The organism is Gordonia otitidis NBRC 100426, from assembly GCF_000248075.1.
GTDB lineage: Bacteria > Actinomycetota > Actinomycetes > Mycobacteriales > Mycobacteriaceae > Gordonia > Gordonia otitidis.
In genome coordinates this window covers 1-24,177 of sequence record NZ_BAFB01000222.1, presented here as the reverse complement: position 1 = coordinate 24,177, position 24,177 = coordinate 1, and the positions used below count along the sequence as shown (strand labels likewise).

The 24,177-nt window shown below is 65.3% G+C and carries 21 protein-coding genes and 1 pseudogene; 13 read left to right on the top strand and 9 right to left on the bottom strand.

The genetic code is table 11. The features are described 5' to 3' along the window. Positions 1 to 141: 141 nt before the first annotated feature. Positions 142 to 1,299, bottom strand: a complete 1,158-nt coding sequence (hpxO, locus tag GOOTI_RS21380) for an FAD-dependent urate hydroxylase HpxO (RefSeq protein ID WP_007240696.1) — start codon at positions 1,297 to 1,299, stop codon at positions 142 to 144. Positions 1,300 to 1,378: 79 nt separating this feature from the next. Then, entirely contained in the window at positions 1,379 to 2,008 is a 630-nt protein-coding gene (locus GOOTI_RS21375) for a TetR/AcrR family transcriptional regulator (protein WP_007240695.1), read from the bottom strand. Between the two features lie 116 nt (positions 2,009 to 2,124). Between GOOTI_RS21375 and GOOTI_RS21370 the strand changes: the two genes are divergently transcribed. From GOOTI_RS21370 to nrdF, 5 genes are all read left to right on the top strand, one after another. After that, positions 2,125 to 2,697, top strand: a complete 573-nt coding sequence (locus GOOTI_RS21370; protein WP_007240694.1) for an NADPH-dependent FMN reductase — start codon at positions 2,125 to 2,127, stop codon at positions 2,695 to 2,697. Positions 2,698 to 3,038: 341 nt separating this feature from the next. Then, positions 3,039 to 3,272 carry a glutaredoxin-like protein NrdH gene (gene nrdH, locus GOOTI_RS21365; RefSeq protein WP_007240693.1) on the top strand — a complete coding sequence of 78 codons (234 nt, stop codon included), beginning with the start codon at positions 3,039 to 3,041 and terminating at the stop codon, positions 3,270 to 3,272. A 38-nt stretch (positions 3,273 to 3,310) separates the two neighbouring features. Then, complete coding sequence (gene nrdI, locus GOOTI_RS21360) at positions 3,311 to 3,823, top strand: class Ib ribonucleoside-diphosphate reductase assembly flavoprotein NrdI (protein WP_007240692.1); 513 nt, start codon at positions 3,311 to 3,313, stop codon at positions 3,821 to 3,823. A gap of 151 nt (positions 3,824 to 3,974) precedes the next feature. Continuing rightward, positions 3,975 to 6,185: a class 1b ribonucleoside-diphosphate reductase subunit alpha gene (gene nrdE, locus GOOTI_RS21355; protein ID WP_007240691.1), complete on the top strand. Its 2,211-nt coding sequence runs from the start codon at positions 3,975 to 3,977 to the stop codon at positions 6,183 to 6,185. 49 nt (positions 6,186 to 6,234) lie between these two features. Then, positions 6,235 to 7,239, top strand: coding sequence for a class 1b ribonucleoside-diphosphate reductase subunit beta (gene nrdF, locus GOOTI_RS21350; protein WP_005174658.1), 1,005 nt, complete (start codon positions 6,235 to 6,237; stop codon positions 7,237 to 7,239). On the opposite strand, the gene GOOTI_RS21345 is transcribed toward nrdF, so the two are convergent. Then, complete coding sequence (locus tag GOOTI_RS21345; RefSeq protein ID WP_007240690.1) at positions 7,240 to 8,043, bottom strand: SWIM zinc finger family protein; 804 nt, start codon at positions 8,041 to 8,043, stop codon at positions 7,240 to 7,242. 97 nt (positions 8,044 to 8,140) lie between these two features. Next, positions 8,141 to 11,056 (bottom strand): DEAD/DEAH box helicase, encoded by a 2,916-nt coding sequence (locus GOOTI_RS21340; protein ID WP_039994537.1) that lies wholly within the window; start codon positions 11,054 to 11,056, stop codon positions 8,141 to 8,143. A gap of 256 nt (positions 11,057 to 11,312) precedes the next feature. On the opposite strand from GOOTI_RS21340, the gene GOOTI_RS21335 reads away from it, so the two are divergent. Beyond that, positions 11,313 to 12,629 (top strand): DUF2252 domain-containing protein, encoded by a 1,317-nt coding sequence (locus tag GOOTI_RS21335; protein ID WP_007240688.1) that lies wholly within the window; start codon positions 11,313 to 11,315, stop codon positions 12,627 to 12,629. Positions 12,630 to 12,647: 18 nt separating this feature from the next. Here GOOTI_RS21335 and GOOTI_RS25405 read toward each other — a convergent pair. Next, positions 12,648 to 12,743 (bottom strand): annotated as a pseudogene (locus tag GOOTI_RS25405) (carbonic anhydrase); the annotation flags it as partial. 85 nt (positions 12,744 to 12,828) lie between these two features. Further along, complete coding sequence (locus GOOTI_RS21330; protein ID WP_007240687.1) at positions 12,829 to 13,860, bottom strand: ABC transporter substrate-binding protein; 1,032 nt, start codon at positions 13,858 to 13,860, stop codon at positions 12,829 to 12,831. A 295-nt stretch (positions 13,861 to 14,155) separates the two neighbouring features. Here GOOTI_RS21330 and ctaD point away from each other — a divergent pair, with 295 nt between their 5' ends. From ctaD to GOOTI_RS21310, 4 genes are read left to right on the top strand one after another with little or no spacing between them, the layout of a single operon-like run. Beyond that, positions 14,156 to 15,934: an aa3-type cytochrome oxidase subunit I gene (gene ctaD, locus GOOTI_RS21325; RefSeq protein WP_007240686.1), complete on the top strand. Its 1,779-nt coding sequence runs from the start codon at positions 14,156 to 14,158 to the stop codon at positions 15,932 to 15,934. 22 nt (positions 15,935 to 15,956) lie between these two features. Then, complete coding sequence (serB, locus tag GOOTI_RS21320) at positions 15,957 to 17,183, top strand: phosphoserine phosphatase SerB (RefSeq protein WP_007240685.1); 1,227 nt, start codon at positions 15,957 to 15,959, stop codon at positions 17,181 to 17,183. Then, positions 17,180 to 17,977 (top strand): aminoacyl-tRNA hydrolase, encoded by a 798-nt coding sequence (locus GOOTI_RS21315; RefSeq protein WP_007240684.1) that lies wholly within the window; start codon positions 17,180 to 17,182, stop codon positions 17,975 to 17,977. The genes serB and GOOTI_RS21315 overlap by 4 nt, the downstream gene beginning before the upstream one ends. Then, a complete protein-coding gene (locus GOOTI_RS21310) occupies positions 17,970 to 18,428 on the top strand; it encodes a cupin domain-containing protein (protein ID WP_007240683.1) in 459 nt (152 codons plus the stop codon). The genes GOOTI_RS21315 and GOOTI_RS21310 overlap by 8 nt, the downstream gene beginning before the upstream one ends. An 84-nt stretch (positions 18,429 to 18,512) precedes the next feature. On the opposite strand, the gene GOOTI_RS21305 is transcribed toward GOOTI_RS21310, so the two are convergent. Then, the gene (locus tag GOOTI_RS21305) at positions 18,513 to 19,487 is read right to left on the bottom strand and encodes a metal-dependent hydrolase (RefSeq protein WP_007240682.1); all 975 of its coding nucleotides are present in this window, start codon (positions 19,485 to 19,487) and stop codon (positions 18,513 to 18,515) included. A 153-nt stretch (positions 19,488 to 19,640) separates the two neighbouring features. Continuing rightward, entirely contained in the window at positions 19,641 to 20,639 is a 999-nt protein-coding gene (locus GOOTI_RS21300) for an LLM class flavin-dependent oxidoreductase (RefSeq protein WP_007240681.1), read from the bottom strand. Positions 20,640 to 20,757: 118 nt separating this feature from the next. Between GOOTI_RS21300 and GOOTI_RS21295 the strand changes: the two genes are divergently transcribed. Both GOOTI_RS21295 and GOOTI_RS21290 read left to right on the top strand, forming a co-directional pair. Continuing rightward, the gene (locus GOOTI_RS21295; RefSeq protein WP_007240680.1) at positions 20,758 to 21,615 is read left to right on the top strand and encodes an ABC transporter ATP-binding protein; all 858 of its coding nucleotides are present in this window, start codon (positions 20,758 to 20,760) and stop codon (positions 21,613 to 21,615) included. Positions 21,616 to 21,675: 60 nt separating this feature from the next. Then, the gene (locus GOOTI_RS21290) at positions 21,676 to 22,503 is read left to right on the top strand and encodes an NUDIX hydrolase (RefSeq protein ID WP_039994539.1); all 828 of its coding nucleotides are present in this window, start codon (positions 21,676 to 21,678) and stop codon (positions 22,501 to 22,503) included. A 64-nt stretch (positions 22,504 to 22,567) separates the two neighbouring features. Here GOOTI_RS21290 and ligD read toward each other — a convergent pair whose 3' ends face one another. Then, positions 22,568 to 23,548: a non-homologous end-joining DNA ligase gene (gene ligD, locus GOOTI_RS21285; RefSeq protein WP_039994538.1), complete on the bottom strand. Its 981-nt coding sequence runs from the start codon at positions 23,546 to 23,548 to the stop codon at positions 22,568 to 22,570. A gap of 77 nt (positions 23,549 to 23,625) precedes the next feature. Between ligD and GOOTI_RS21280 the strand changes: the two genes are divergently transcribed. Beyond that, a partial coding sequence (locus tag GOOTI_RS21280) for an enoyl-CoA hydratase/isomerase family protein (protein WP_007240677.1) occupies positions 23,626 to 24,177 on the top strand: 552 nt, incomplete at its 3' end.

Here is a 24,177-nt window from a genome sequence, read left to right as displayed (position 1 = left end):
GGGGAGTAGTCGTGCGCCCGCGCCGATGGGGAGGCACCATCGGTTGCGCGAACCGTCTCGGTGACCCGACCGGCCAGGTGACAGGGTCGCCCAGGTGACGGGGTCGCTCAGGTGACGGGGTCGCTCAGGTGACGGGGTCGCTCAGGTGACGGGACCGCCGACGATGTTTCCGACGATTCCGCGGATGATGTTGGTGCCGTCCTCTTCGCGGAGTTCGGCGTACCACTGCTCGGTCTTCTCGGGATCCTTGGCGTGCGTCACGTCGCAGCGTTTACGGGCGCGCAGCACGAGGTCTCCTGCCCGCTCGGTGCGCGTAGCCGCGTAGTCGGCGAGCGCCGCATGGACGTCGTCGGGATGATCCCGGAACGCGAACTGCAGGGCCACCGCGTCCTCCATCGCCGAGCACCCACCCTGCCCGATGTCGGGAGTGGTGTTGTGCGCGGCGTCGCCGAGCACCGCGACACGCCCCTTGACCCAGGTGTCGAAGGGGTCGAGGTCGAGTATCTCGACCCGATTGGTGGTGGCCGGGTCGAGTTTCTCGATCAGTGTCTGAACGCCGTCGGCCCAGCCGTCGAACTCCTTGGCGAGTACTTCGCGGGCGGTGCCCCGCTCGAACGGCTGCCCCTCCGGCATCGGCACGTCGAAGAAGAAGTAGAAGCGGTCACCTGCCACCGGCATCACCGAAACCCGCTTGCCGTCACCGACATACGTCGTCCACTCGGTCGACGGCCCGATCGCGGGATCAGTGCCGACGAGGCCGTTGAAGTTCACGTATCCCGCATAGCGACGGGTCACCGGTCCGCCGAGCACATATTCGCGCGTCAACGACTTCGCACCATCTGCCCCGATCACGATGTCGCCACTGGCGCTCGTCCCGTCGGCGAAGTGCACTGTGGCCGCGTCGGGCCCGTCCTCGACGGACACCATCTTCATCCCGAAGTTGATGTCGTCGAATCCGTAGGCGTTCATGAGCATGAGTTGCAGTTCGGCTCTCGCGATGGGATACGGACGCTGCCCGACCTCGTCGATGAGCGGCTGCATGCTGAACCTGCACATGGTGTCGCCGGTGTGGCCGTCGACGTAGCTCATGGTGTCGACGATCCCGCCGAGCGCCGCGGTCTCCTTCTCGAGTCCCAGGTGGTTGAGACACTTGACGCCGTTGGACCACACCGAGATCGCTGCACCGACGGGCTTGTTCTCGGTCACCTGCTCGTAGACCTCGACGTCGAACCCGATTTGCTTGAGCGCGATCGCGGCACTCATGCCGCCCATACCCGCACCGATGATGACTGCCTTCACGATCCATCCCTTCCCATGGTGAAACCAAGGCTAGGGCCGATCACCTCGCCGCGCGCGTCGAGGCGATCTCGGCGTGGGCTCAGCCGCGCCTCACTCCGTCGACCATCGCGGTCACCATCGTCTGCCACTGTGTGATGATCGTCTCGAGGTCGAGCCCGACGACCTCGGTCAGGTGCTTGAGCGCCGTGGCGCCCAGAGGTGTCAGTAGCGCGATGGCGCTCACCTCGACAGGATCGGAAAAACCCAACTGTCGCAGCAGGATCTGGACGTGCATGCTCGACGCGCGCGACACGGGATGTGTCCAGAACTCGGCACCGGGCAGATCTGCTTCGAGCAGGATGTCGAGGTGGGCCGCGTTCATCCTCACGCGCGCCGCGCCGTAGGCGAGGAGCCGGTCCAATGGGGCGGCTCCCGGTCCCAGGGGCGCCGGTCCCGACAGGTACGCCTGTTGCAGCTCCGACTCCGAGTGGTCGAGAAGCGCGAACATCAACCCTGTTCTGCTGCCGAACCGTCGGAACACCGTGCCCTTACCGACTCCTGCCTCCCGCGCGACGGCGTCCATGGTGACGGCGGAGGCGCCATGGTTGTCGATCAGGTTCTTCGCGGCAGCCAGGAGCAGCCGCCGGTTACGCGCTGCGTCGGCGCGCTCGACGCTGTCCGGTTGAGTGAACTGCAGTGACGGAAGTCCTCCCTCGACGTCTTTACGCATGTGATGAGCCTAACGGTTGACGGATCCGGCGTGCGGACCCAATTCTGGATTGGAAACAAATCGGACCGTGGTCCGTTTACTTGAGTAAGTGTAACGCCGCAAAGAGGAGAAATCGCGTGACAGGTCAGAACATCACAGTCGCAGTCTTGGTCGGTAGCCTCCGATCCGGGTCGATCAACAAGCAACTCGCGGCCGCGGTCGTGCAGAACGCGCCCGCGGGTATCGAGTTCAGCGTCGTGGACAACATCGCGCGGGTGCCGTTCTACAACGAGGACATCGACCATGCGCCTGGATCGGATGGGGGTGTCCTCGACGCCGAGGTCGTCGCGCTGCGGGAGCGGGTCGCCGCCGCCGACGCCGTGTTGATCGTCACGCCCGAATACAACGGTTCGGCACCCGCGGTGCTGAAGAACGCCATCGACTGGCTCTCGCGACCGTACGGCGCGGGAGCGTTGACCGGAAAGCCTGTCGGTGTGATCGGCGCCGCGCTGGGCCGGTTCGGCGGAGTCTGGTCGCGGGAGGACATTCGCAAGTCGGTGAAGATCGCGGGCGGACGGGTCGTCGAGGAGGTCGAGTTCGGACTGTCCGGAAGCCAGCTCGGCGAGTCGGGCCAGTTGCCGGTCGAGGTGGTTGGTCAGGCCGTCGACGCCGTGCGCGTGCTCGGCTCCGAGGTCACCGTCGCCGCCTGACCCGGCGTCTCGCTGCCGCCGTGTCGCCGCCGCCCGTGTCGGAAGAATCACACATGTGTGAGTTCTGGCGCGGGCGGCTGCCGCATTCCCCGAGGTGACACGCCGGAGTTCACGATCGCGTAGGCCTGCGACCTGCGACTTTCATCAATGTGATTACAACCTCTAGTGGTTCAACCAAATGTCAGACACAAGGTGTAGTGTTTGGAACACCAGCAAGGCCGACGACGGGGATCGCTCATAACCCTCAGAGACGGCGGTGAGGTCGGTGACTCAAATCACTATCTTCACGCTGGAGAACCATCTGAGGCAGTACGACTTCACCACGACCGAGGAGCAATCTGATGGCCATCACCGTCTACACCAAGCCGGCCTGCGTGCAGTGCAATGCCACCTACAAGGCTCTCGACAAGCAAGGGATCGAGTACGAGGTCGTCGACATCACCCAGGATGCAGACGCTCGCGATTACGTCATGGCTCTCGGTTACCTACAGGCGCCCGTCGTCGTCGCCGACGAAGAGCACTGGTCGGGCTTCCGTCTCGACCGCATCAAAGCATTGGCAACACGCGCAGCCTGAAGTCTCCGCATCACGATCCGAAGGGGAAGCCGGATCGAATGTCTCTCACAGCATCATCTCTCACGCCGCAACCGTCTCTCGAGTCACCGCTGATCGTCTACTTCTCATCGGTGTCGGAGAACACCCATCGGTTTGTCGAGAAGCTGGGAATGCGTGTCGCGCGCATCCCGGTTCTCGACGGTGGGCGGCGAGGGGGTGCGGCATTTGAGGTCGACGAGCCCTACGTTCTGATCTGTCCCACCTACGGTGGCGGCAAACCGTCGTCGACGGGAAGCAACGGGTTCGTGCCCAAGCAGGTCATCAAATTCCTGAACAACACACACAACCGTTCGCTGATCCGTGGCGTCATTGCCGCGGGGAACACGAACTTCGGCGAGGAGTACTGTCTCGCCGGCGACATCATCTCGCGTAAGTGCTCGGTTCCGTATCTCTACCGATTCGAGCTCATGGGCACTTCCGACGACGTCGACCGCGTCCGTAGCGGGCTGGCCGACTTCGCGCACAGCGACGCCTTCGTCGATCCCGAGACGGCCGTCAACGTCCGCGTCTGAGTGTCGGTAGCGCCAGCTATCGTCTTGACACATACCCGTCTCGACCACATACCCGGTATCCCTCATAGCGTCTTCCGTCCCTGCTTTTCGCTCCGCACAGCCCTCCATACGCATCCATCTCCATACGCATCCATCTCCGAGGAGTCTCTTCGTGTCGCCTACCGCATCCGTCTCGGAATCCACCGTCCCCGACACCACGACCTCCGCGAGTCTGTCGGGGGTGCACAACGGTCCGGCGGGTCACGACCCGGGTGAGCTCGACTACCACGCGCTCAACGCGATGCTGAATCTCTACGACGCCGACGGGAAGATCCAGTTTGAGAAGGACCGCGAGGCTGCGCATCAGTACTTCCTGCAGCACGTCAACCAGAACACGGTGTTCTTCCACGATCTCGACGAGAAGCTCGACTACCTGCTCGAGGAGAACTACTACGAGCCGGAGGTACTCGCGAAGTACGATCGCGAGTTCGTGAAACTGCTCTTCGGGCATGCGTACGGTAAGAAGTTCCGCTTCCCGACGTTCCTCGGCGCGTTCAAGTACTACACGAGCTACACGCTCAAGACCTTCGACGGCAAGCGCTACCTCGAACGTTTCGAGGACCGTGTGTGCATGGTCGCGCTGACGCTCGCCGACGGCGACACGTCGCTGGCGCGCGCGCTGGTGGACGAGATCATCGAGGGGCGCTTCCAGCCGGCGACACCCACCTTCCTCAACTCGGGCAAGAAGCAGCGGGGCGAGCCGGTGAGCTGTTTCCTGCTGCGTATCGAAGACAACATGGAATCCATTGGGCGCGCAATCAATTCGGCGTTACAGCTGTCCAAGCGCGGCGGCGGTGTTGCGCTTCTGCTGAGCAACATCCGCGAGCACGGCGCACCCATCAAGAAGATCGAGAACCAGAGTTCGGGCGTCATCCCGATCATGAAGTTGCTCGAGGATTCGTTCTCCTACGCCAACCAACTCGGCGCGCGCCAGGGGGCTGGCGCGGTGTACCTGCATGCACATCATCCCGACATCTACCGCTTCCTCGACACCAAGCGGGAGAACGCCGACGAGAAGATCCGCATCAAGACGCTCAGCCTCGGCGTGGTGATCCCCGACATCACCTTCCAGCTCGCCAAGAACAACGACGACATGTACCTGTTCAGCCCGTACGACGTCGAGCGCGTCTATGGCGTGCCGTTCGCCGACATCAACGTGACCGACAAGTACCACGAGATGGTCGAGGACCGTCGGATTCGCAAGACCAAGATCAAGGCGCGCGAGTTCTTCCAGACCCTCGCCGAGCTGCAGTTCGAATCGGGCTACCCCTACATCATGTTCGAGGACACGGTGAACCGGGCCAACCCGATCGACGGCAAGATCACCCACTCCAACCTGTGTTCGGAGATCCTGCAGGTGTCGACTCCGTCGACCTACAACGACGATCTGTCGTATTCACATGTGGGCAAAGACATCTCGTGCAACCTCGGGTCGCTGAACATCGCGAAGACGATGGACTCACCGGATATCGGTCAGACCATCGAGACCGCCATCCGTGGCCTGACCGCGGTGAGCGATCAGACCGCGATCACCTCGGTGCCGTCGATCGAGAAGGGCAACAACGAATCCCACGCGATCGGTCTGGGGCAGATGAATCTGCACGGATATCTCGCGCGGGAGCGGATCTTCTACGGCAGTGACGAGGGCGTCGACTTCACGAACATCTACTTCTACACCGTGCTGTTCCATGCGCTCCGCGCCTCGAACGCGCTCGCCCGTGAGCGCGGCCATGCCTTCGCCGGTTTCGAGAACTCGAAGTACGCAAGTGGCGAGTTCTTCGACAAGTACACCGAACAGGTGTGGGAACCTGCCACCGAACGGGTGCGGGAGTTGTTCGCGGAGGCCGAGATCGACATCCCCACCCAGGACGACTGGCGTGAACTCAAAGCGGCCGTGCAGCGTGACGGCATCTACAACCAGAACCTGCAGGCGGTTCCGCCGACCGGGTCGATCAGCTACATCAACCACTCGACGAGTTCGATACATCCGGTGGCGGCCAAGATCGAAATCCGCAAGGAGGGCAAGATCGGGCGCGTCTACTATCCGGCGCCCTTCATGACCAACGACAACCTGGACTACTACCAGGACGCGTACGAGATCGGCTACGAGAAGATCATCGACACCTACGCCGCCGCGACGCAGCACGTCGACCAGGGTTTGAGTCTCACCCTGTTCTTCAAGGACACCGCCACCACACGTGACGTGAACAAGGCTCAGATCTACGCGTGGCGCAAGGGAATCAAGACGTTGTACTACATCCGACTGCGTCAGATCGCTCTCGAGGGCACCGAGGTGGAGGGCTGCGTCAGCTGCATGCTATGACCGTCCTCCACTCTCGAGACCTTGGCAGAACCTTCCCAGAGGAGACCCGATGACCTCCACCGAAAGCCACAGCCCAGCAGACGGCGCACCGATCAAGTTGGTGAGCCGTGTGTCGGCCATCAACTGGAACCGCGTGCCCGACGAGAAGGACGCGGAGGTGTGGGACCGCCTCACCGGCAACTTCTGGCTGCCGGAGAAGGTCCCGGTCTCCAACGACATCCCGTCGTGGAACACGTTGACCGCCTACGAGAAGCAGCTCACGATGCGTGTCTTCACCGGTTTGACGCTGCTCGACACCATCCAGGGCACGGTGGGTGCCGTCTCGTTGATTCCCGATGCCACGACACCTCATGAGGAGGCGGTGTTGACCAACATCGCGTTCATGGAGTCGGTGCATGCCAAGAGCTACAGCTCCATCTTCTCGACGCTGTGTTCCACCAAGGAGATCGACGAGGCGTTCCGGTGGTCGGAGGAGAACGAGCAACTCCAGCGCAAGGCGCAGATCGTCATGGATTACTACCGCGGCGACGATCCGCTCAAGCGCAAGGTCGCCTCGACCCTGCTCGAGTCGTTCCTGTTCTACTCCGGTTTCTACCTTCCGATGTACTGGTCGAGCCGGGCCAAGCTGACCAACACCGCTGATCTCATCCGGTTGATCATTCGCGACGAAGCCGTGCACGGGTACTACATCGGGTACAAGTATCAGCGCGGACTCGAGACGCAGACACCCGAGCGTCGTCAGGAGCTCAAGGACTACACCTTCGAGCTGCTGTTCGACCTCTACGACAACGAATCCGATTACACCGAGGCGCTCTACGACGAGGTGGGGCTGACCGAGGACGTCAAGAAGTTCCTGCGGTACAACGCGAACAAGGCGCTGATGAATCTCGGCTACGAGGCGATGTTCCCGCGCGACGACATCGACGTGAACCCTGCGATCCTGTCGGCGTTGTCGCCCAACGCCGACGAGAACCACGACTTCTTCTCCGGGTCGGGTAGCTCGTACGTCATCGGTAAGGCGGTCAACACCGAGGACGAGGACTGGGACTTCTGATCACTCGTCGATGAGTCGGTCGTAGAGGTCGCCCAGTTCGTCGATGGCCTCGGCGATGTCGCCGGGTGCGACTCCCGAGGCCCGCAACGCGGCGCGCAGTGCGATGCCGTCGAGATCGGTGAGCGGGCTGGTCCGCGATGGTCTCGGGAGCGGTGGTAGCGCTGCACGGTCGCCGAAGAAGTCGGTGCGACCGAGCGGCGCGGATTCGTCGTCGCCGCGATCGGACTCGGTGGCATTCGAACCCTGCTCACCGAGCGCATCGAGCAGAGACGACAGGTCGGTTCCCATGACAGTGAACAGCGCGACGGGCGAACGGTCGATCTCGGCGGCCACCTCGTAGGCGACGGCGAGTACGTGGATACACCTGACCGCCTCGTCGGGGCACGTGCAGTGCGAGGCGATGTCGGCCGATTCGGTGGGCCCGAGCAGCTCGCCGACGACCGGCGGTTGCTCACCGCGAGCCACCGCCATCAACTCGCCGACCCCGCCGCGATCGCGCAGCAGGGCGGCGACGGTGTCGACGTCGACGGTCCGCATCGAGAGGATCACCTCGAAGGGCTCGAGCTGGCTCCCCTCGACCGAGGCGGTCACCTGCCCGGGCCGAATCGACAGGCGGTGTACGTGGCGATCGCGAAAGTAGCTTCGCGCCTTACCGATTCGACGACTGTCCGCTGACTCGGTGACGGAGTCGCTTCGCGGCCCGCCTTCGCCCGTGATGTCGGTACGACCTTCCACGACGTCGACGAAGGCACGCGCCCAGCGGGTCACCCCGTAGCCGCGCACCGGCACCGTACTCCGTCTCATCGCCTCGGACCTCCTCGTCGCGATCGAGTGTGTGTGCTCATTCCTCGTCCGACGGTGGTGTGCCAGTGCGGGACGTGTCCGCGCAGCATCTGTCCGCTCATTCGCTGACCGCCTCGTCGCGCAGTCGGAACAGGTCGAACAACTCGTCGTCGCCGAGGTCGCCGATCCAGTTCTCGCCGGCCGACACCGTCAGCCGCGACAGTTCGCGCTTCTTGGCGATCATGTCGTCGATCCGCTCCTCGAGCGTGCCCACGCACACGAATCGGCGTACGTGCACCCGCTGATGCTGGCCGATGCGGTACGCGCGGTCGGTCGCCTGGTCCTCGACCGCGGGATTCCACCAGCGGTCGACGTGCACCACGTGCGTGGCAGCCGTCAGGTTCAGCCCGGTGCCACCGGCTTTGAGAGTTGCGACGAGTATCGGCGGACCGTCGGGCGCAGACGTGTCGTCGCCCTGGAATTCGGCGACCATTCGGTCGCGCTCGGTGCGGGCAACACCTCCGTGCAGCAACGGGATCGCAGCGCCGACCTGTTCGGAGAGCCAGGCGGCGAGCATCTCGCCGAACGCCGCGAACTGTGTGAAGACGAGTGCCTTGTCGCCGTCGGCGACCAGAGTTGTCGCGATGTCGCCGAGCAATTCGAGTTTGCCGGAGCGGTGCCTGTCGCGACGCATCATCGGCGATCCATCACCGAGGTAATGCGCTGGGTGATTGCACACCTGCTTGAGGCGGGTCAGCGCGGCGAGCACGGTTCTTCTGCGCATCGCGCGCTGTTGCTTGTCGCGCAGTGCGGCCATCAGATCGTCGATGATCGCGCGGTAGAGCGCCGCCTGCTCGACAGTGAGGTTGGCGCGCACGGTGATCTCCGTCTTCTCGGGAAGATCGCCGACGATGTCCGGATCCGTCTTCTCCCGTCGCAGGATGAACGGTCGGGTCGTGCGGTTGAGCCGGCGCAGCGCGTCCGGGTCGCGGTCTCGTTCGATCGGCTCGGCGAAACGCGCTCGGAACGTCGACGCAGACCCCAACAGCCCGGGATTGACGAGGTCGATCACCGCCCTCAGATCTTCGAGTCGGTTCTCCACCGGGGTACCGGTGAGTGCGAGGCGATGCCGCGCCGGAAGCGCGCGCAGTGCTTTCGCGGCCGCGGTGCGCACATTCTTGACGTGCTGGGCCTCGTCGACGACGACGCGTCGCCACGTGTGTGCGGCCAGGATCTCGCGGTCGCGCGCGGCGAGTGCGAAGGTCGTGATGACCACATCGGTGTCGGCGACCACGGCGGCGAACGAAGTGCTCCGCAAGCGGTCGGAACCGTGGTGGACGTGGACACGCAGCCCGGGCGCGAAACGGCTCAGTTCGCGGGACCAGTTGCCCACCAACGACATCGGACAGACCACGAGCGTCGTCCCTGCCCCGCAGTCATCGACGTCACGCTCGGCACACAGGAGCGCGATCACCTGGATGGTCTTGCCCAGGCCCATGTCGTCGGCGAGGACGCCGCCGATGCCGAGGGCACTGAGGTGCGCGAGCCAGTCGAGACCCCGTTGTTGATAGGGACGCAATCGGGCGACGAGCCCGGTCGGTGTCGGCACCGGAACGGGCCGGAGCGCGGAGCCGTCGGCGAGGTCGTCGAGCCAGCCGAGCCCGCGTACCGAGGTGACGGGCACGGGAAGCGTGCCGGCGGTGTCGGTGACGAGGCCGAACAACTCGCCCATGTCGGCGGGTGTCCCGGAGTCGCGTAACGCGCGTTGGGTGCGGATGAACGTGGCGGCGCGGGTCAGTGCTGCTCCCTCGGCCCGCATCCACACGCCGCGTATGCGAACGAGATCGCCTTTCTGCCTTGACAGTTCGTCGAGATCGGCGTCGGTGAGGGTGATCGCATCCGGTCCATCGCCGAGTGCAAGGCGCCACTCGAACTCACGCATCTCGCGCAATCCGACCATGCGCGCTGGTGCGCCGCCGCCGGGCACCGGGGCGGCGCGCAGGCCGAGTGTCGGGCGCACGTCGGCGATGGAGCGTGGCAGCAGGACCGGGAACCCGGCGTCGGACAAGAGGGCGGTACCCGTGGCCAGAAGCTGTTCGACGATGTCGGTCGGCAACAGGAAGTCGAGGGTGTTGCGGTCGGGTTCCGCGTGGGACAGCTCACCGAACGCTCGAACCGCGGAGGCCAGTTCGGTGGTCACCTGGTCGAGCTCGTGCGCGTCGAGGCGATGTGGCGCAACAGGTTCGGTGTGGCCGTCTGGTGCGCGTCGACACACCTGGAGTCGCCACCGGACATCGGGGAGCGGCTCGTCGTCCCAGGCATCGAACAGGTCGTCGCGGTCGGGCAGGTCCTCCGGTTCGAAGAGGCGGAACACGAGCAGTGACTCGTCGCGGGGCGCGCTGCCTGCCCACTGGCCCCACGCAGTCTGTGCGGCGGGCCCGCGCGCTGCAGCGGGTGCCGCGGCGTCGCCGACCAGTGCTGAGACGAACGGTGTCGTCGGGCGCAGCGGTCCGAGTCTGACCTCGGAGGCGCTCAGTCGGGCACGGCATTCATGATCGACGAACTCATCGGCGAGGTCGGCGAGGGCCTCGGCTCCGCCGTTGTCGACGAGCGCATCCGGCGCGCCTGCGCTGATGACGGTGAACCAACTACGCCACGATGCGGTGGGAATCGGCACCCAGCGGACGACGGTCTCGCCCGAGAGGTCGGCGACGGTGGGGGCGACCGATCCCGCTGCCACGAATCGGCGCACGCCGTCGAGCATCATCCGATACCACCGCACGTCACCAGCCACGGAGAACGACCGCGAGGCATCAAGGACGGCGACGGCCGACGAGGTACCCAGGGTGATCGCTGAGACGAACTCGCGGCGTCCGCTCGGTCCGATGATCCCGATGTCACGGCGGAATCGCTTGCCCGCCAGCAACTGAGCGAGATCGTCGGGCAGTCGGGCGTCGTGCTCGAGCCACACGGCCAAGCCGATGCCCGGGCGCCAGAGCATGTGCCATCCGCCTTGCCTGCTGGTGGATGCCATGCATCGAGGTTAACGGCAGGGTCGGACACGTCGTGGCGGCGCGATCGGCAGCCGCGTCCGGTTCCGCCGACGTGGATGCGCACCGCACGCTCGGACGCCACCCGCGCCACACTGGTTGGATGAGCACATCGGCAGACACGTCCGACACCGAGGCACAGGGCGTCGCGCACTTTCCATCGGTGCCGACTGCCGCCGGCACGCCTTCCACGCAGTCGGCCGCGTTGGCCGCCGGACCGACCGCTACGACACCACCGAGGTGTCCCTGGGCAAGGCGGCGCGCAAAAAGGTGCCGCGCACGTCACTGGGGGACTGGGATCCGGCGACGCGTGGCCACGATGCGTTGCAGACCATTCTGGCGCAGAACGAGATCCGCGACCAGCGACTCGTTCCGATGCGGCACGGACGGATGTCGGCTTCGCCTTGGACCTACTATCGGGGAGCGGCCGCGGTGATGGCCGCCGACCTCGCGTCGCGGCCCGACACCGGCATCCACGTCCAGATGTGCGGCGACGCGCACGTTCTGAACTTCGGGATGTGGAACACGCCCGAGCGGACACTGGCCTTCGACCTGCGCGACTTCGACGAGACACTGCCCGGCCCGTTCGAATGGGATCTGCTGCGGTTCCTCACGAGCCTCGTCGTACTCGCCCGGGACAACGACGTCGACGAGAAGACGGCACTCGACGCTGTGCGCAGGGGATTCGCCGGCTATCGCTCGTCGATCGCGACGTACGCGACGTGGCCGATCCTCGACGTGTGGTCGGCGAAGGTCTCGGCCGACGACCTCGCGGGCTATCTCGCGCCCGAAGAGGGCTCGCAGTTGGACAAATACATCAGCAAACGGGCCAAGAAGCGCAGCAACAGGGGGACGTCGAAGAAGTTCACCCACCTCGTCGATGGTCGACGCATGATCACCGAAGCACCCCCGTATCGCGTCCACTCGCTGTCGGAGTTCGACGATGTGCTCAACGACGTGCTGGTCAGCTACTACGGATCGGTTCAGGAGAACATCGCGGCCCTGCTGCGCCGCTTCGACCTCGTCGACATCGTGCAGCAGGTGGTCGGCGTCGGCAGTGTCGGTATGCGTGTCTATCTGACACTGACCGAGGAGCACCAGACCGGTGATCCGCTCTTCTTCCAGATCAAACAGGCCGCTCCGTCGGTATACGAGAAGTTCCTCGGCCCCAGCGTGTATCCCAACCACGGGCAACGCGTCGTCAACGGCCAACGATTGATCCAGAGCGCTTCGGACTCGTTTCTCGGGTGGTCGACGATTCGGGACTGGGACTTCTACGTCCGCCAGTTCCGTGACGGGAAGGTCATCCCGGACGGGAAATCCGTGGCACCGCGTCTCGGAGCATTCGCGAGTGCATGCGGGCACGTCCTCGCGCGTGCACACGCACGCAGCGGTGACGCCAGGACGATCGACGAGTACTTCGGGAGTTCCGCCAGTTCCGAGGAATCCGTCGTGGCGTTCGCGCGGGCGTATGCGGACCAGACCGAACGCGACCACGCCCAACTCGTCGCCGCGATCGACGACGGAACCGTCGAGTCCGCTCCGGGTTGGCCGTGACGCCGCATCGGCACCGGGTCAGTCGACCTCGGTGAGACGACCGGTCGCGACGTCGAACACGAATCCCCGCAGCGAACTGGTCTTGGTGACGAAGGGGCTGGTGCCTTGCCGACGCCGTACGCCGACGGGAAGCCTTGCGATCACGGTGAATCGATCAGGTGCGCGCCGCGCGACAGCAGAGGGCGGCCCGAAGTGGGCGTCAGTAGCTTCCGGAGTTGCCGTTGAGCGAACCCTTCACGTCGTTGAGGACGAGCCAGGCGGCTGCGAGCCCCGAACTGCGATACCAGACGTCGTCGTCGACGATGAGCACGCGCTTCCACGTCGGTGCGCCCATGTCCAACCATCGGTCGCTGAGCAGCACTTCCTTGCCGTGCGTGAGACCGTCGGCGCCCTCGAAAGACACGTAGATGAGATCTGCGTCGGCGTCCTTGAAATTCTTGTCGGTGAGGACCGTGGGGCCGGCGGTGCGTTGCGCGGCCGGTCGCTGCACCCCGACCAACGAGAGGATCTGCCCCGCGAAGCTGTCGGTTCCCGCCAGGACTTCGGAATCCTTGCCGAACCGGACCAGCGAGACCTGCGAGTGTGCGGCATCCATCCGGGTGCCGGTCTTCTGTGCCTCGGTCCGGAACTCGTCGATCAGACGCGGGCCCTGCGAGGTCCGCCCGAGTGCGTCGGCGACCGCGATGAATTGCTTCTCCCAGTCCGCGGGGTCGATGGTGGCGACCCTGGCCGAACCGAAGGCTTTGGCCGACGTCGAGGTGTCCGGAGTCGTGAGCACGATGTCGGGTGCCGCGGTGCCGACGGAGGAGGCGTCGGGGGAGGAGCCGATGGTGGGTACAGACGTCAGCTGCGGACCGAGATAGGCAGGGATGCTGCCCGGTGCGCTGGTCACGGCGACGACCTTGGGGCCGATGCCGAGCGCGCAGACGGCGTCGAGCAGGGCGGGATCGGTGACCACGATGCGTTTGACGTCGGTCTGAGGATCGTCGGCGGGGGTCGGTGCCAGGCATGTCTTGCTGTAATCCCGGTCGGGCGAGACCACGTTCACGTCGGCGATCCGGGTCGTCGTCGTGCTGATGGTCTTGCCGTCGGGTGTGGTCAGTGCCGTGTTGTCGTCGGAACAACCGGCCAGTGCGACGGCGAGCGTGCTCGCGACCACCAGGGCGCCGAGGCGCCCACCGACCTTGCGTGTACGGCCCGCACCGCCCGCACTCTGCTTCCCGCGTGACACGCAGATCAACCTAGCATCGCGACACCGCCGTTCCCGGAGCAGACCGTCACGGTCCTGGCCATGGGCGGTGACACCCCGAAAGCCCGCGCGCGACACGTCGAGTGGAGGCCAGGATATGGCCGGTGAACTGGCCGTATCGGGGGTGGGACAGATTTTGTACGACAGATCGTAGGACCCAGTCGGCTGAGCCGGGTCCAAGGGGCTACGATCGGTAACCAGCGCTCGGTGTGTCATTGCCAGCGGTAGTTTTTCGTTCGTTGCCGTCCCGAGCTCACGGTCGGTTAGAGGAGGATCTGTGACCGCGGTAGACCAGCCCACAACCCATGTGGCTCCAGCGCGCCCGTACCCGGCGCGCTACCAGCCCAAGGGCTCTTTCATCTACAAGCTGATCACCACCACCGATCACAAGTTGATCGGCATGATGTACATCACCGCCTGCTTCGCGTTCTTCCTGATCGGCGGTCTCATGGCGTTGCTGATGCGCGCCGAACTCGCCCACCCGGGCATGCAGTTCCTGTCGACCGAGCAGTTCAACCAGCTCTTCACGATGCACGGCACCGTGATGCTGCTGATGTACGCGACGCCGATCGTGATCGGTTTCGCCAACTTCGTACTCCCACTGCAGATCGGCTCGCCCGACGTCGCGTTCCCGCGACTGAACGCATTCGGCTTCTGGCTGTTCGTGTTCGGGTCGACCGTCGCGATCGGTGGCTTCCTGACCCCCGGCGGTGCCGCCGACTTCGGTTGGACCGCCTACACCCCGCTGACCGACGCCGTTCACTCGCCGGGCGTCGGCGCCGACCTGTGGATCATGGGTCTCGGTGTCTCGGGTCTGGGCACCATCCTCGGTGCGGTCAACATGGTGACGACCGTCGTGTGTCTGCGCGCACCGGGCATGACCATGTTCCGCATGCCGATCTTCACCTGGAACATCCTGGTGACCAGCGTGCTGATCCTGCTGATCTTCCCGCTGCTGACCGCGGCGCTACTCGGACTCGAGGTGGACCGCCAGTTCGGTGCACACCTCTACGACCCCGCCAATGGTGGTGTGATCCTCTGGCAGCACCTGTTCTGGTTCTTCGGACACCCTGAGGTCTACGTGATCGCGCTGCCGTTCTTCGGCATCGTCTCCGAGGTGTTCCCGGTCTTCAGTCGCAAGCCGATCTTCGGCTATTCCGGACTCGTGTACGCGACGTTGGCGATCGCGGCGCTGTCGGTGGCCGTCTGGGCGCACCACATGTACGTGACCGGTGCGGTGCTCCTGCCGTTCTTCTCCTTCATGACGTTCCTCATCGCGGTGCCGACAGGTGTGAAGTTCTTCAACTGGATAGGCACGATGTGGAAGGGGAACATCACGTTCGAGACGCCGATGCTGTTCTCCGTCGGCTTCATCGTGACGTTCCTCTTCGGTGGCCTCACCGGTGTGCTGCTCGCCAGCCCGCCCCTGGACTTCCACCTCTCCGACAGCTACTTCGTCGTCGCGCACTTCCACTACGTGCTCTTCGGCACCATCGTGTTCGCCACCTACGCGGGCATCTACTTCTGGTTCCCGAAGATGACCGGGCGCATGCTCGACGAGCGACTGGGCAAGTGGCACTTTTGGCTGACCTTCATCGGCTTCCACACCACCTTCCTCGTGCAGCACTGGCTGGGTAACGAGGGCATGCCGCGTCGCTACGCCGACTACCTCCCGTCCGACGGGTTCACCCGCCTGAACGAGATCTCGACCGTCGGCGCGTTCATCCTCGGACTCTCGACGCTGCCGTTCCTGTGGAACGTCTTTAAGAGCTACCGCTACGGCGAGGTCGTGACCGTCGACGACCCGTGGGGCTTCGGCAACTCGCTCGAGTGGGCGACCAGCTGCCCGCCGCCGCGTCACAACTTCACCGAGCTGCCCCGCATCCGGTCGGAGCGTCCGGCGTTCGAGCTGCACTATCCGCACATGGTCGAACGCATGCGTGCGGAAGCGCACGTCGGCGGTGGCCACGGCCACGAGAGCAGGGTGGCCGAGGATATCCGACGCGATCCGCTGACCACCGGCAGCCACGAGGCATCCGGGGACCGCGACCGCTGATCGTCGTTCCCACATCGTCTCGATGGTGCAACCCACACCGGTACTGATCACGGTCACCGGTCCGGACAAGCCTGGCGTCACGTCCGTCCTGATGGGCGCACTCGCGGCGCAGCAGGTGAGCCTGCTCGATGTCGAGCAGGTGGTGATCAACGATCGCCTCACGCTCGGTGTCATGGTCTCGGTCGACACCGATCCCGAAGAGGTACAGGACGTCGTCGAACAGGCGATGGGGTCGATCGGCATGGACGTGATCGTCGAGGTCGGTGGTACGCCTGCCGGCCACCGACCGTCGACCCACGCCGTGGTTCTCCTCGGAAGTCCGGTCACGGCCAGGGCCTTCCGGGCGGTAGCGGCAGAACTCGCCGGCCAGGGCGGCAACATCGATTCCATCCGTGGAGTTGCTGATTACCCCGTGACCGGGCTCGAGCTGATGGTCAGTGTGGAAGGACGCCGCAACAGCGTCGCCGCCGACGCCGACCTCCGCAAAGGACTCGCAGGCATCGCTGCCCGGTACGGCGTCGACATCGCCGTCGAGCGTGGCGGTCTGGCGCGGCGCGCCAAGCGGCTCGTCGTCTTCGACGTCGACTCCACACTCATTCAGGGTGAGGTCATCGAGATGCTCGCGGCGCATGCTGGTCGTGAGGCAGAGGTTGCGGCTGTCACCGAGGCAGCGATGCGCGGTGAACTCGACTTCGCTGAGTCTCTTCGTGAACGTGTGGCGGCGCTCGAGGGCTTGGATGCACGAGTGCTCGACGAGGTGGCTGCGTCACTGCAATTGACTCCCGGCGCCCGGACCACTATTCGGACCCTGCACCGCCTCGGTTATCGCTGCGGAGTGGTGTCCGGCGGGTTCCGTCAGGTGATCGACGGGCTCGCACACGACCTCGAACTCGACTTCGTCCGCGCCAACACCCTCGAGATCGTCGACGGGAAGCTCACCGGCCGCGTTATCGGCGAGATCATCGACCGACCGGGCAAAGCACGCGCGTTGCGTGCGTTCGCCGATCAGGTCGGCGTTCCCATGGAGCAGACGGTTGCCGTGGGCGATGGGGCCAACGACATCGACATGCTGTCGGTTGCCGGACTGGGAATCGCGTTCAATGCGAAACCGGCATTGCGCGAGGTCGCCGACGCTGCGCTCAATCACCCGTTCCTCGACGCCGTGCTGTTCATCCTCGGCGTGACGCGCGATGAGATCGAGGCAGCAGACGCCGCCGACGGCGTCATGCGGCGTGTTCCGCTGCCATGACAGCAGCAGGACCCGATGGCCCGGACGGTGATCCGTTTCGGGACGCGTACAGGCGACTCGTCGACTACGTGGGCGGCGCCGACGACCCCGACGACCCTGCCGACGTCCTGGCCATGCAGATGGTGTTGCGGATCGAGAAGACCGATCCGCCCGACCGGAGAGAATTGCTCACGGCGTCGGCACGAGCCGTTGCACTGTTGTGCCTCGACGACCGATCCGGCGGCGACGGCCCGTGGGCAGCATCGATGTCGGCATGGTGTGACGCACGAATCCGCAAGATCGCACGACGCGCGCGCGGCACACAGTGGGCTGCGGCACAGGAGGTGTGGGGAATCACGGCGTCCGACGGCGACGCGCAGGCTCGCGCGTTCGTGCCGGGACGGGTAGGGGACAATGACCGTCGAATCGCGCGTTTGCAGATCGGCGGAACGGACGTCGCGGGAACGCTCCCGTCTACGCCCGATGGTGACGGCGTGTGCCTGTGGGTCAATCCCGAACTCGAGATGACCGTCGGCAAGCTCGCGGCGCAGGTCGGTCACGGGTCGATGCTCGCCGTCACTCTTCTCGACGAAGCATCGGCGCGTGCGTGGCGCGATGCCGGATGTCCGCTTCAGGTCTGTCTCGCCTCGGCAGCTCGCTGGCACGATCTGCTGACCGCGGACGGCGACGGCCGTGCCGTCGCCGTCCGCGACGCAGGCTTCACCGAGATCGCTCCCGGGTCGGTCACCGTGATCGCCGAGGTCATCACTGGCGCCGACGACGCGCTCGGTGACAGGGAAGTGGCCGATGAGTGAGTCCCGACTGCCGGAGTGGGCGCTCGGCCTCGATCTCCGACCGCATCCGGAGGGCGGCTGGTTCCGCGAGACCTGGCGCAGTGCGGTCGACATTCCGTCCACAGTGCTGCCTGACGGCTACATCGGTGAGCGCGCCGCCGCCACAGCGATCTACTTCCTGCTGCTGCCGGGTGAGGAATCTGCCTGGCACACCGTGCGAGGTGCCGAGATCTGGCTGTTCCATCGGGGTGCGGCGGTCGAGTTGGATCTCGGTGGTGACGCCGACGAGCCCCGCGACGTCGAGACCGTCGTCGTAGGGCCGGATGTCGAGTCCGGTCATCGGCCGCAGGCGCTGGTGCCTCCGGGTCACTGGCAGCGGGCGCGCGCTGTCGGAGACTCCGCCGCGCTGGTCAGTTGCATCGTCGCTCCAGGATTCGACTTCGCCGACTTCGCGCTGCACGAACCGCGGTAATCCATCAGAAGCAGCGAGCAGCCGCGTGTGTCGGCGACGATGGTCACCTTGTCGGTGCCGATCGAACGGCAACCGCGGCGCGAGTCAGGTTGTGGCTTCCACCGCCCGCCCGTCCCCCTGACCGTCGGGCACCCGCTTCGCGATCTCACCCACGCCGATCGAATACCAGCGTGCCGCCGCACGTGGATCCTCGTCGTAGCGCCGGAACCAGCGGGCTGCGAAGGCGGGGAGCCTTTCGTAGAACGGGTCGTGCCCTGGCCCCTGTGAGCGCACGAGTCCCACGAACATCTCCACCAGGTCGCGCGCGGGTACGCCCGCATAGGTTGCGTCGTATTCGGGGTGCGCCCGCGTGAATCGGCGGACGTCGGCGATCGACCGGAGAGTCACTCCGGCGGGGATGAGTTCGGCGAACTCGCCACCTTCGCCGACGGGCACATGCGCGCGGAACCCCTCGCCGACGATCGTGAGCATCTCGTTCATGTGTTTCACCACGCCCGCGATGGTCTTGACCCGGTAGAGGTAGCTGTCGTGCACGGCGTCGTAGACCTTCAGCGCCGAACTGCGATGCTCCATCTCCTCGACGAAGTGCCAGATGAACAACGAGGAGACACGCTCGTCGCCGGGTTCGAACAGCTTGTCGTCGTGGTCGAGGAAGACCCGGAAATACGGTGTGAATGTCGCTTCGACGACCGCCGCGTATGCCAGCCGCCACGCAAGTGGTTTCGTCTCGAGCAGGCGGTCGTAGGAGGCGACGACCTCGTCCATCGTGTCCTTGAGACCGGGCCAACGACGGATCAGCGCGCGCAGATGGGCCAGATGCGCGGCAGTGTGTTGGCCCTCCTGCTTGATGTAGTCGGTCGCCTCGTCGACCATCTCGGGGTCGCGCATGAGGGGCAGTGCTTCACGTGTCGACTGCACGATCAGTTTCTCGAAACCGGGCGCGAAGAACGAGACGACGTTGCATTGCATGGCGAATGCCGGACGTTGCGGGTGCCAGTTGAACGGTATGTCGTCGCCCGCGAGATCGAACCGGACCCTGCGGACCTTCAGGTCGGACATCGACAACTCCTCATCGCGACTCGTGTTCCCACGATGCGACGGTATGGGCCGTCACATCACTCGACGAGGTTGATCATACATCGATGCCGGTGGCGTATGACCTGATTGCCGACGGTGTGCTTTCGCGGCTGGCCGGGTGTCGGTCAGAGCAGGTCACGCAGACGGCGTCGACGGACTCAGCGCCGGCGCCAGGTGACCGAGCGTGCTCAGCCATACGTCTCGGTCGGGCGCGATGGACGCAACGATCAACTCGTCGGCGTCAGCGTGTCCGGCGAACCAGTCGAGGTAGTCACGGACCTGGGTGGGCGTGCCCACGCCCGCGTAGGTCAGCATCGAATCGATCTGCCTGCCCTGCGGCATGTCGAGGATGGCGTCGGCCTCCTCGTCGGTGAACTGCCGCCCGCCACGACCGAGGAGAGCGGTGACCCGCTGCCGTTTGGCCTGACGCAGCTGGGCCGCGGCGACGTCCGGATCGTCGTCGGCGATCACACAGACGCCCGCGATCACATACGGTTCGGCGAGGACGTCGGATGGCTGGAATTGTTCGCGGTAGAGCGCGACGGCCTCGGTGAGCGCCTGCGGTGCGAAGTGCGAGGCGAACGCGTAGGGGAGACCGAGGGCTGCGGCCAGTTGTGCTCCGAAGAGCGACGAGCCGAGGATGTAAAGCGGCACGTCGGTTCCGGAGCCGGGTGTTGCGCCGACCCCGGGGATTCGCGACTCACCACGCAGATATCCCTGTAATTCGAGCACGTCCGACGGGAACCGGTCGGCCGATGCGATGTCGCGGCGCAGCGCGGTGAAGGTCTGCTGATCGGTGCCAGGCGCACGGCCGAGGCCGAGATCGATACGGCCGGGGTGCAATTCGGCGAGAGTGCCGTACTGCTCGGCGATCGTCAGCGGCGCGTGGTTGGGCAACATGACGCCGCCTGCTCCGAGGCGGATGGTCGAGGTGTGCGCAGCGACGTGAGCGATGAGTACAGCGGGCGCCGACGAGGCGATCGAACGCATGTTGTGATGCTCGGCGTACCAGATCCTCCGGTAGCCCCACTGTTCGGCCTTGGTGGCCATTTCTGTTGAGGCAGCCAGGGATTGGGCGACGGTCTCGTCGCGGCCGACCTGGGCGAGGTCGAGAATGGAAAGATCAACGGACATACCTAGGGCAAGGATCGCGGCGTCGAAGGTATTCCCTCCGTCGGCCCATTTCGGTGAGGGCGAACACGTCGGGGAGAAGTCTGTGTCGGGCATCTGCGAGCCCGCGGAGTAGGGCACGATGGGACGGGTGAACGACACAGCAACCTCGGACCCGGATCTGCTCGTCGATTTTCGCGACGTGACCCTCGTGCGCGGCGGCAAGACCCTCGTCGGGCCGATCACCTGGCAGGTCGAGCTCGACGAGCGGTGGGTCATCATCGGACCGAACGGGGCGGGCAAGACCTCGTTGCTGCGCATGGCTGCCGCCGAATTGCACCCCACCTCCGGCACCGCCTATCTGCTGAACGAACCACTCGGCCGCGTGGAGGTTCGAGAGCTGTCGACTCGGATCGGTGTGAGCAGTCCCGGGCTGGCCGATCGGGTGCCCGCCGACGAGATCGTCAGCGACGTGGTGATCTCCGCGGGGTACTCGGTATTGGGTCGCTGGCGTGAGGACTACGACGACGTCGACCGAGCGCAGGCCGTCGAATCGTTGGAGTCGATGGGTGCCGAGCACCTCGCCGATCGTCGCTTCGGCACGCTCTCGGAGGGCGAACGCAAACGTGTGCTGGTCGCCAGGGCGCTCATGACCGATCCGGAACTGCTATTGCTCGACGAACCCGCTGCCGGCCTCGACCTGGGAGGGCGCGAGGAACTCGTCGATCGGCTGTCGACGCTCGCCCAGGATCCCGACGCGCCGGCGACGGTGCTGATCACCCACCACGTCGAGGAGATCCCGCCGGGTTTCACCCACGTCATGCTGCTGTCCGAAGGTGGTGTCGTCGCGCAGGGTTTGCTCGAGGACGTCTTGACGAGCAAGAACCTCTCCGACACGTTCCGTCAGCAGATCACGCTGACCAAGGACGGCTCCCGCTTCTTCGCACGTCGGTCGCGGCGTCCGGGATCCCATCGTCGGAGTGCCGGTCAGCAGCGATAGGGTCGATTCTGGTGATGCGCACCACAGGTGTGCATCGAGTACCCAGACGAGGAGACCGAGATGCCCGACACCACCGCGCCACAGTCCACGGAATCCGTCGCACCGCTGCGCGACGCCGCCACCGTGGTGTTGGTACGGGACGGTGACGATTCCATCGAGGTCTTTCTCCAACGCCGCGTCAAGCAGATGGCTTTTGCGGGCGGCATGACAGTGTTCCCCGGCGGTGGTGTCGACGCGCGCGACGCCGACGCCGACCTCGCGTGGACCGGTCCCGACGCCGCGTGGTGGGCCGAGCAGTTCGGCACCACGGAAGAACTGGCTCAGGCGCTCGTCTGTGCCGCTGTGCGCGAGACATTCGAGGAGTGCGGTGTGCTGCTCGCGTCACGTCCCGACGGCTCCTTCGCCGATCCGACGACGCTGCGCGGAGAGCGCGAGAAGCTGGTCGACAAGACGATCTCGTTCGCCGAATTCCTCCGCGGACACGACCTCACCCTGCGCACCGACCTGCTCCGTCCACTGGCTCACTGGATCACCCCCAAGAACGAGAAGCGTCGATACGACACGCGATTCTTCCTGGCCGCCATGCCCGACGGGCAGATCGCCGACGACGCGACCTCCGAGGCCGACGTCGCCCGCTGGGTGGGTGCCGCTGACGCCATCGACGCATGGGCCGCGGGCAGACACTTCCTGCTGCCACCCACATGGTCGCAGCTCACCGAGGTCGCGCGATTCGACTCCGTCTCAGCATTGCTCGCGACCGAACGCACGATCGAACCGATCGAGCCGAGCGTGAGTGCCGGTCACGGCATACGGGGCTTGAGTTTCGCCGGGTCGGACGACTACTTCGCGAGCATGTCCGACCAGGGTGTTCCCGACATCAAGCTCTGACAGACGTCGAGACTAAAACCTTCGTCGTCGATCGAGCGTCCGTGTCGGACAACGGACTGCCCGGTCAACCGTCGAGGTCGACGGTCTTGTCGGTCTCGTTGTGTTCGTCGCGTTCGGCCCACTCGAGCAACGTGTCGATGCGGTAGGCGACGTCGTCGATCTCCGCGTGTAGGTCGCCGGTCTCGGCGAACCGGGCGGGCATGGTGGCGATGGTGAAGTCGTCAGGTGCCACGTCGTCGACTTCCGACCACATGATCGGCGCCGACACGGTCGCGCGCGGGTTACCGCGCACCGAGTACGCGGACGCCATCGTGTGGTCGCGGGTGTTCTGGTTGTAATCGACGAACAGCGCCGCGGGGTCTCGATCCTTGCGCCACCACGCGGTGGTGACCTCGTCGGGTGCTCGTCGCTCCACCTCCCGGGCGAACGCCAACGCGGCTCGACGAAGCTGCGCGAAACTCCACTCCGGCTCGATGCGCACGTAGATGTGCATGCCGTGTCCTCCCGAGGTCTTCGGGAAGCCGCGCACACCGAGCTCGTCGAGCACCTCGTGGGCGATGTGCGCCACCCGCTGAACTCTGTCGAAAGTGCACTCCGGCATGGGATCGAGGTCGATGCGCCATTCGTCGGGCAGTTCGGGGTCCGAACACCGCGAGTTCCATGGGTGGAATTCCACCGTCGACATCTGCACAGCCCAGATGACGCTGGCGAGTTCCGTGACGCACAACTCGTCGGCGGTGCGGCCGAACCGCGGAAAGTAGATCTCGGTGGTCTCCAACCAGTCCGGGGCGCCGGCGGGCACCCTTTTCTGGTGGACCTTCTTGCCGTCGACACCCTTGGGAAATCGATGGAGCATGCACGGTCGCCGACGCAGCGCGCGCACGATGCCGTCGCCGACGGACATGTAGTACTCCGCGAGATCGAGTTTGGTCTCGCCGCGGTCCGAGAAGTAGACGCGGTCGGGACTCGACAGGCGGATGATGCGGTCGCCGACGGCGAGCTCAACCGGCTCTCCGGTGGCGGACGTGGACGCGGACGGGACCATGAGCCACTGTAGGTGGGCACAGGTGACAGTGGTGGCCCAGATCACGAGCCCGGCGTCGTGAACGGTAGCCTTCGACCATGCCTGAGTTCGTGACACTCGAAACCTCCGACGACCATCCCGGAGTGGGAACCATCCTGCTCAACCGGCCCCCGATGAATGCGTTGAACCGCCAGGTCCAGACAGAATTGGAGGCCGCAGCACGAGAGGCGACCGATCGCTCCGACATCAAAGCGGTCGTCGTCTACGGCGGCCCCAAGGTGCTGGCCGCAGGTGCAGACATCAAAGAGATGACCGACATGACGTTCGCGGAGATGTCGAAGGTCGCCGGCCGTCTGCAGCGCGCGCTCGGTTCGATCTCCGAGATCCCCAAGCCGACGGTCGCGGCGATCACCGGATATGCGCTCGGCGGCGGACTCGAGGTGGCGCTCGGTGCCGATCGTCGCATCGCGGGCGACAACGCGAAACTCGGTGTCCCGGAAGCGCTTCTCGGTGTGATACCCGGAGGCGGCGGCACGCAGCGCCTTGCGCGTCTCGTCGGCCCGGCGAAAGCCAAGGACATGATCTTCACGGGACGGTTCGTCGGCGCAGCAGAAGCCCTGGCGATCGGACTCGTCGACGAGGTCGTGGCA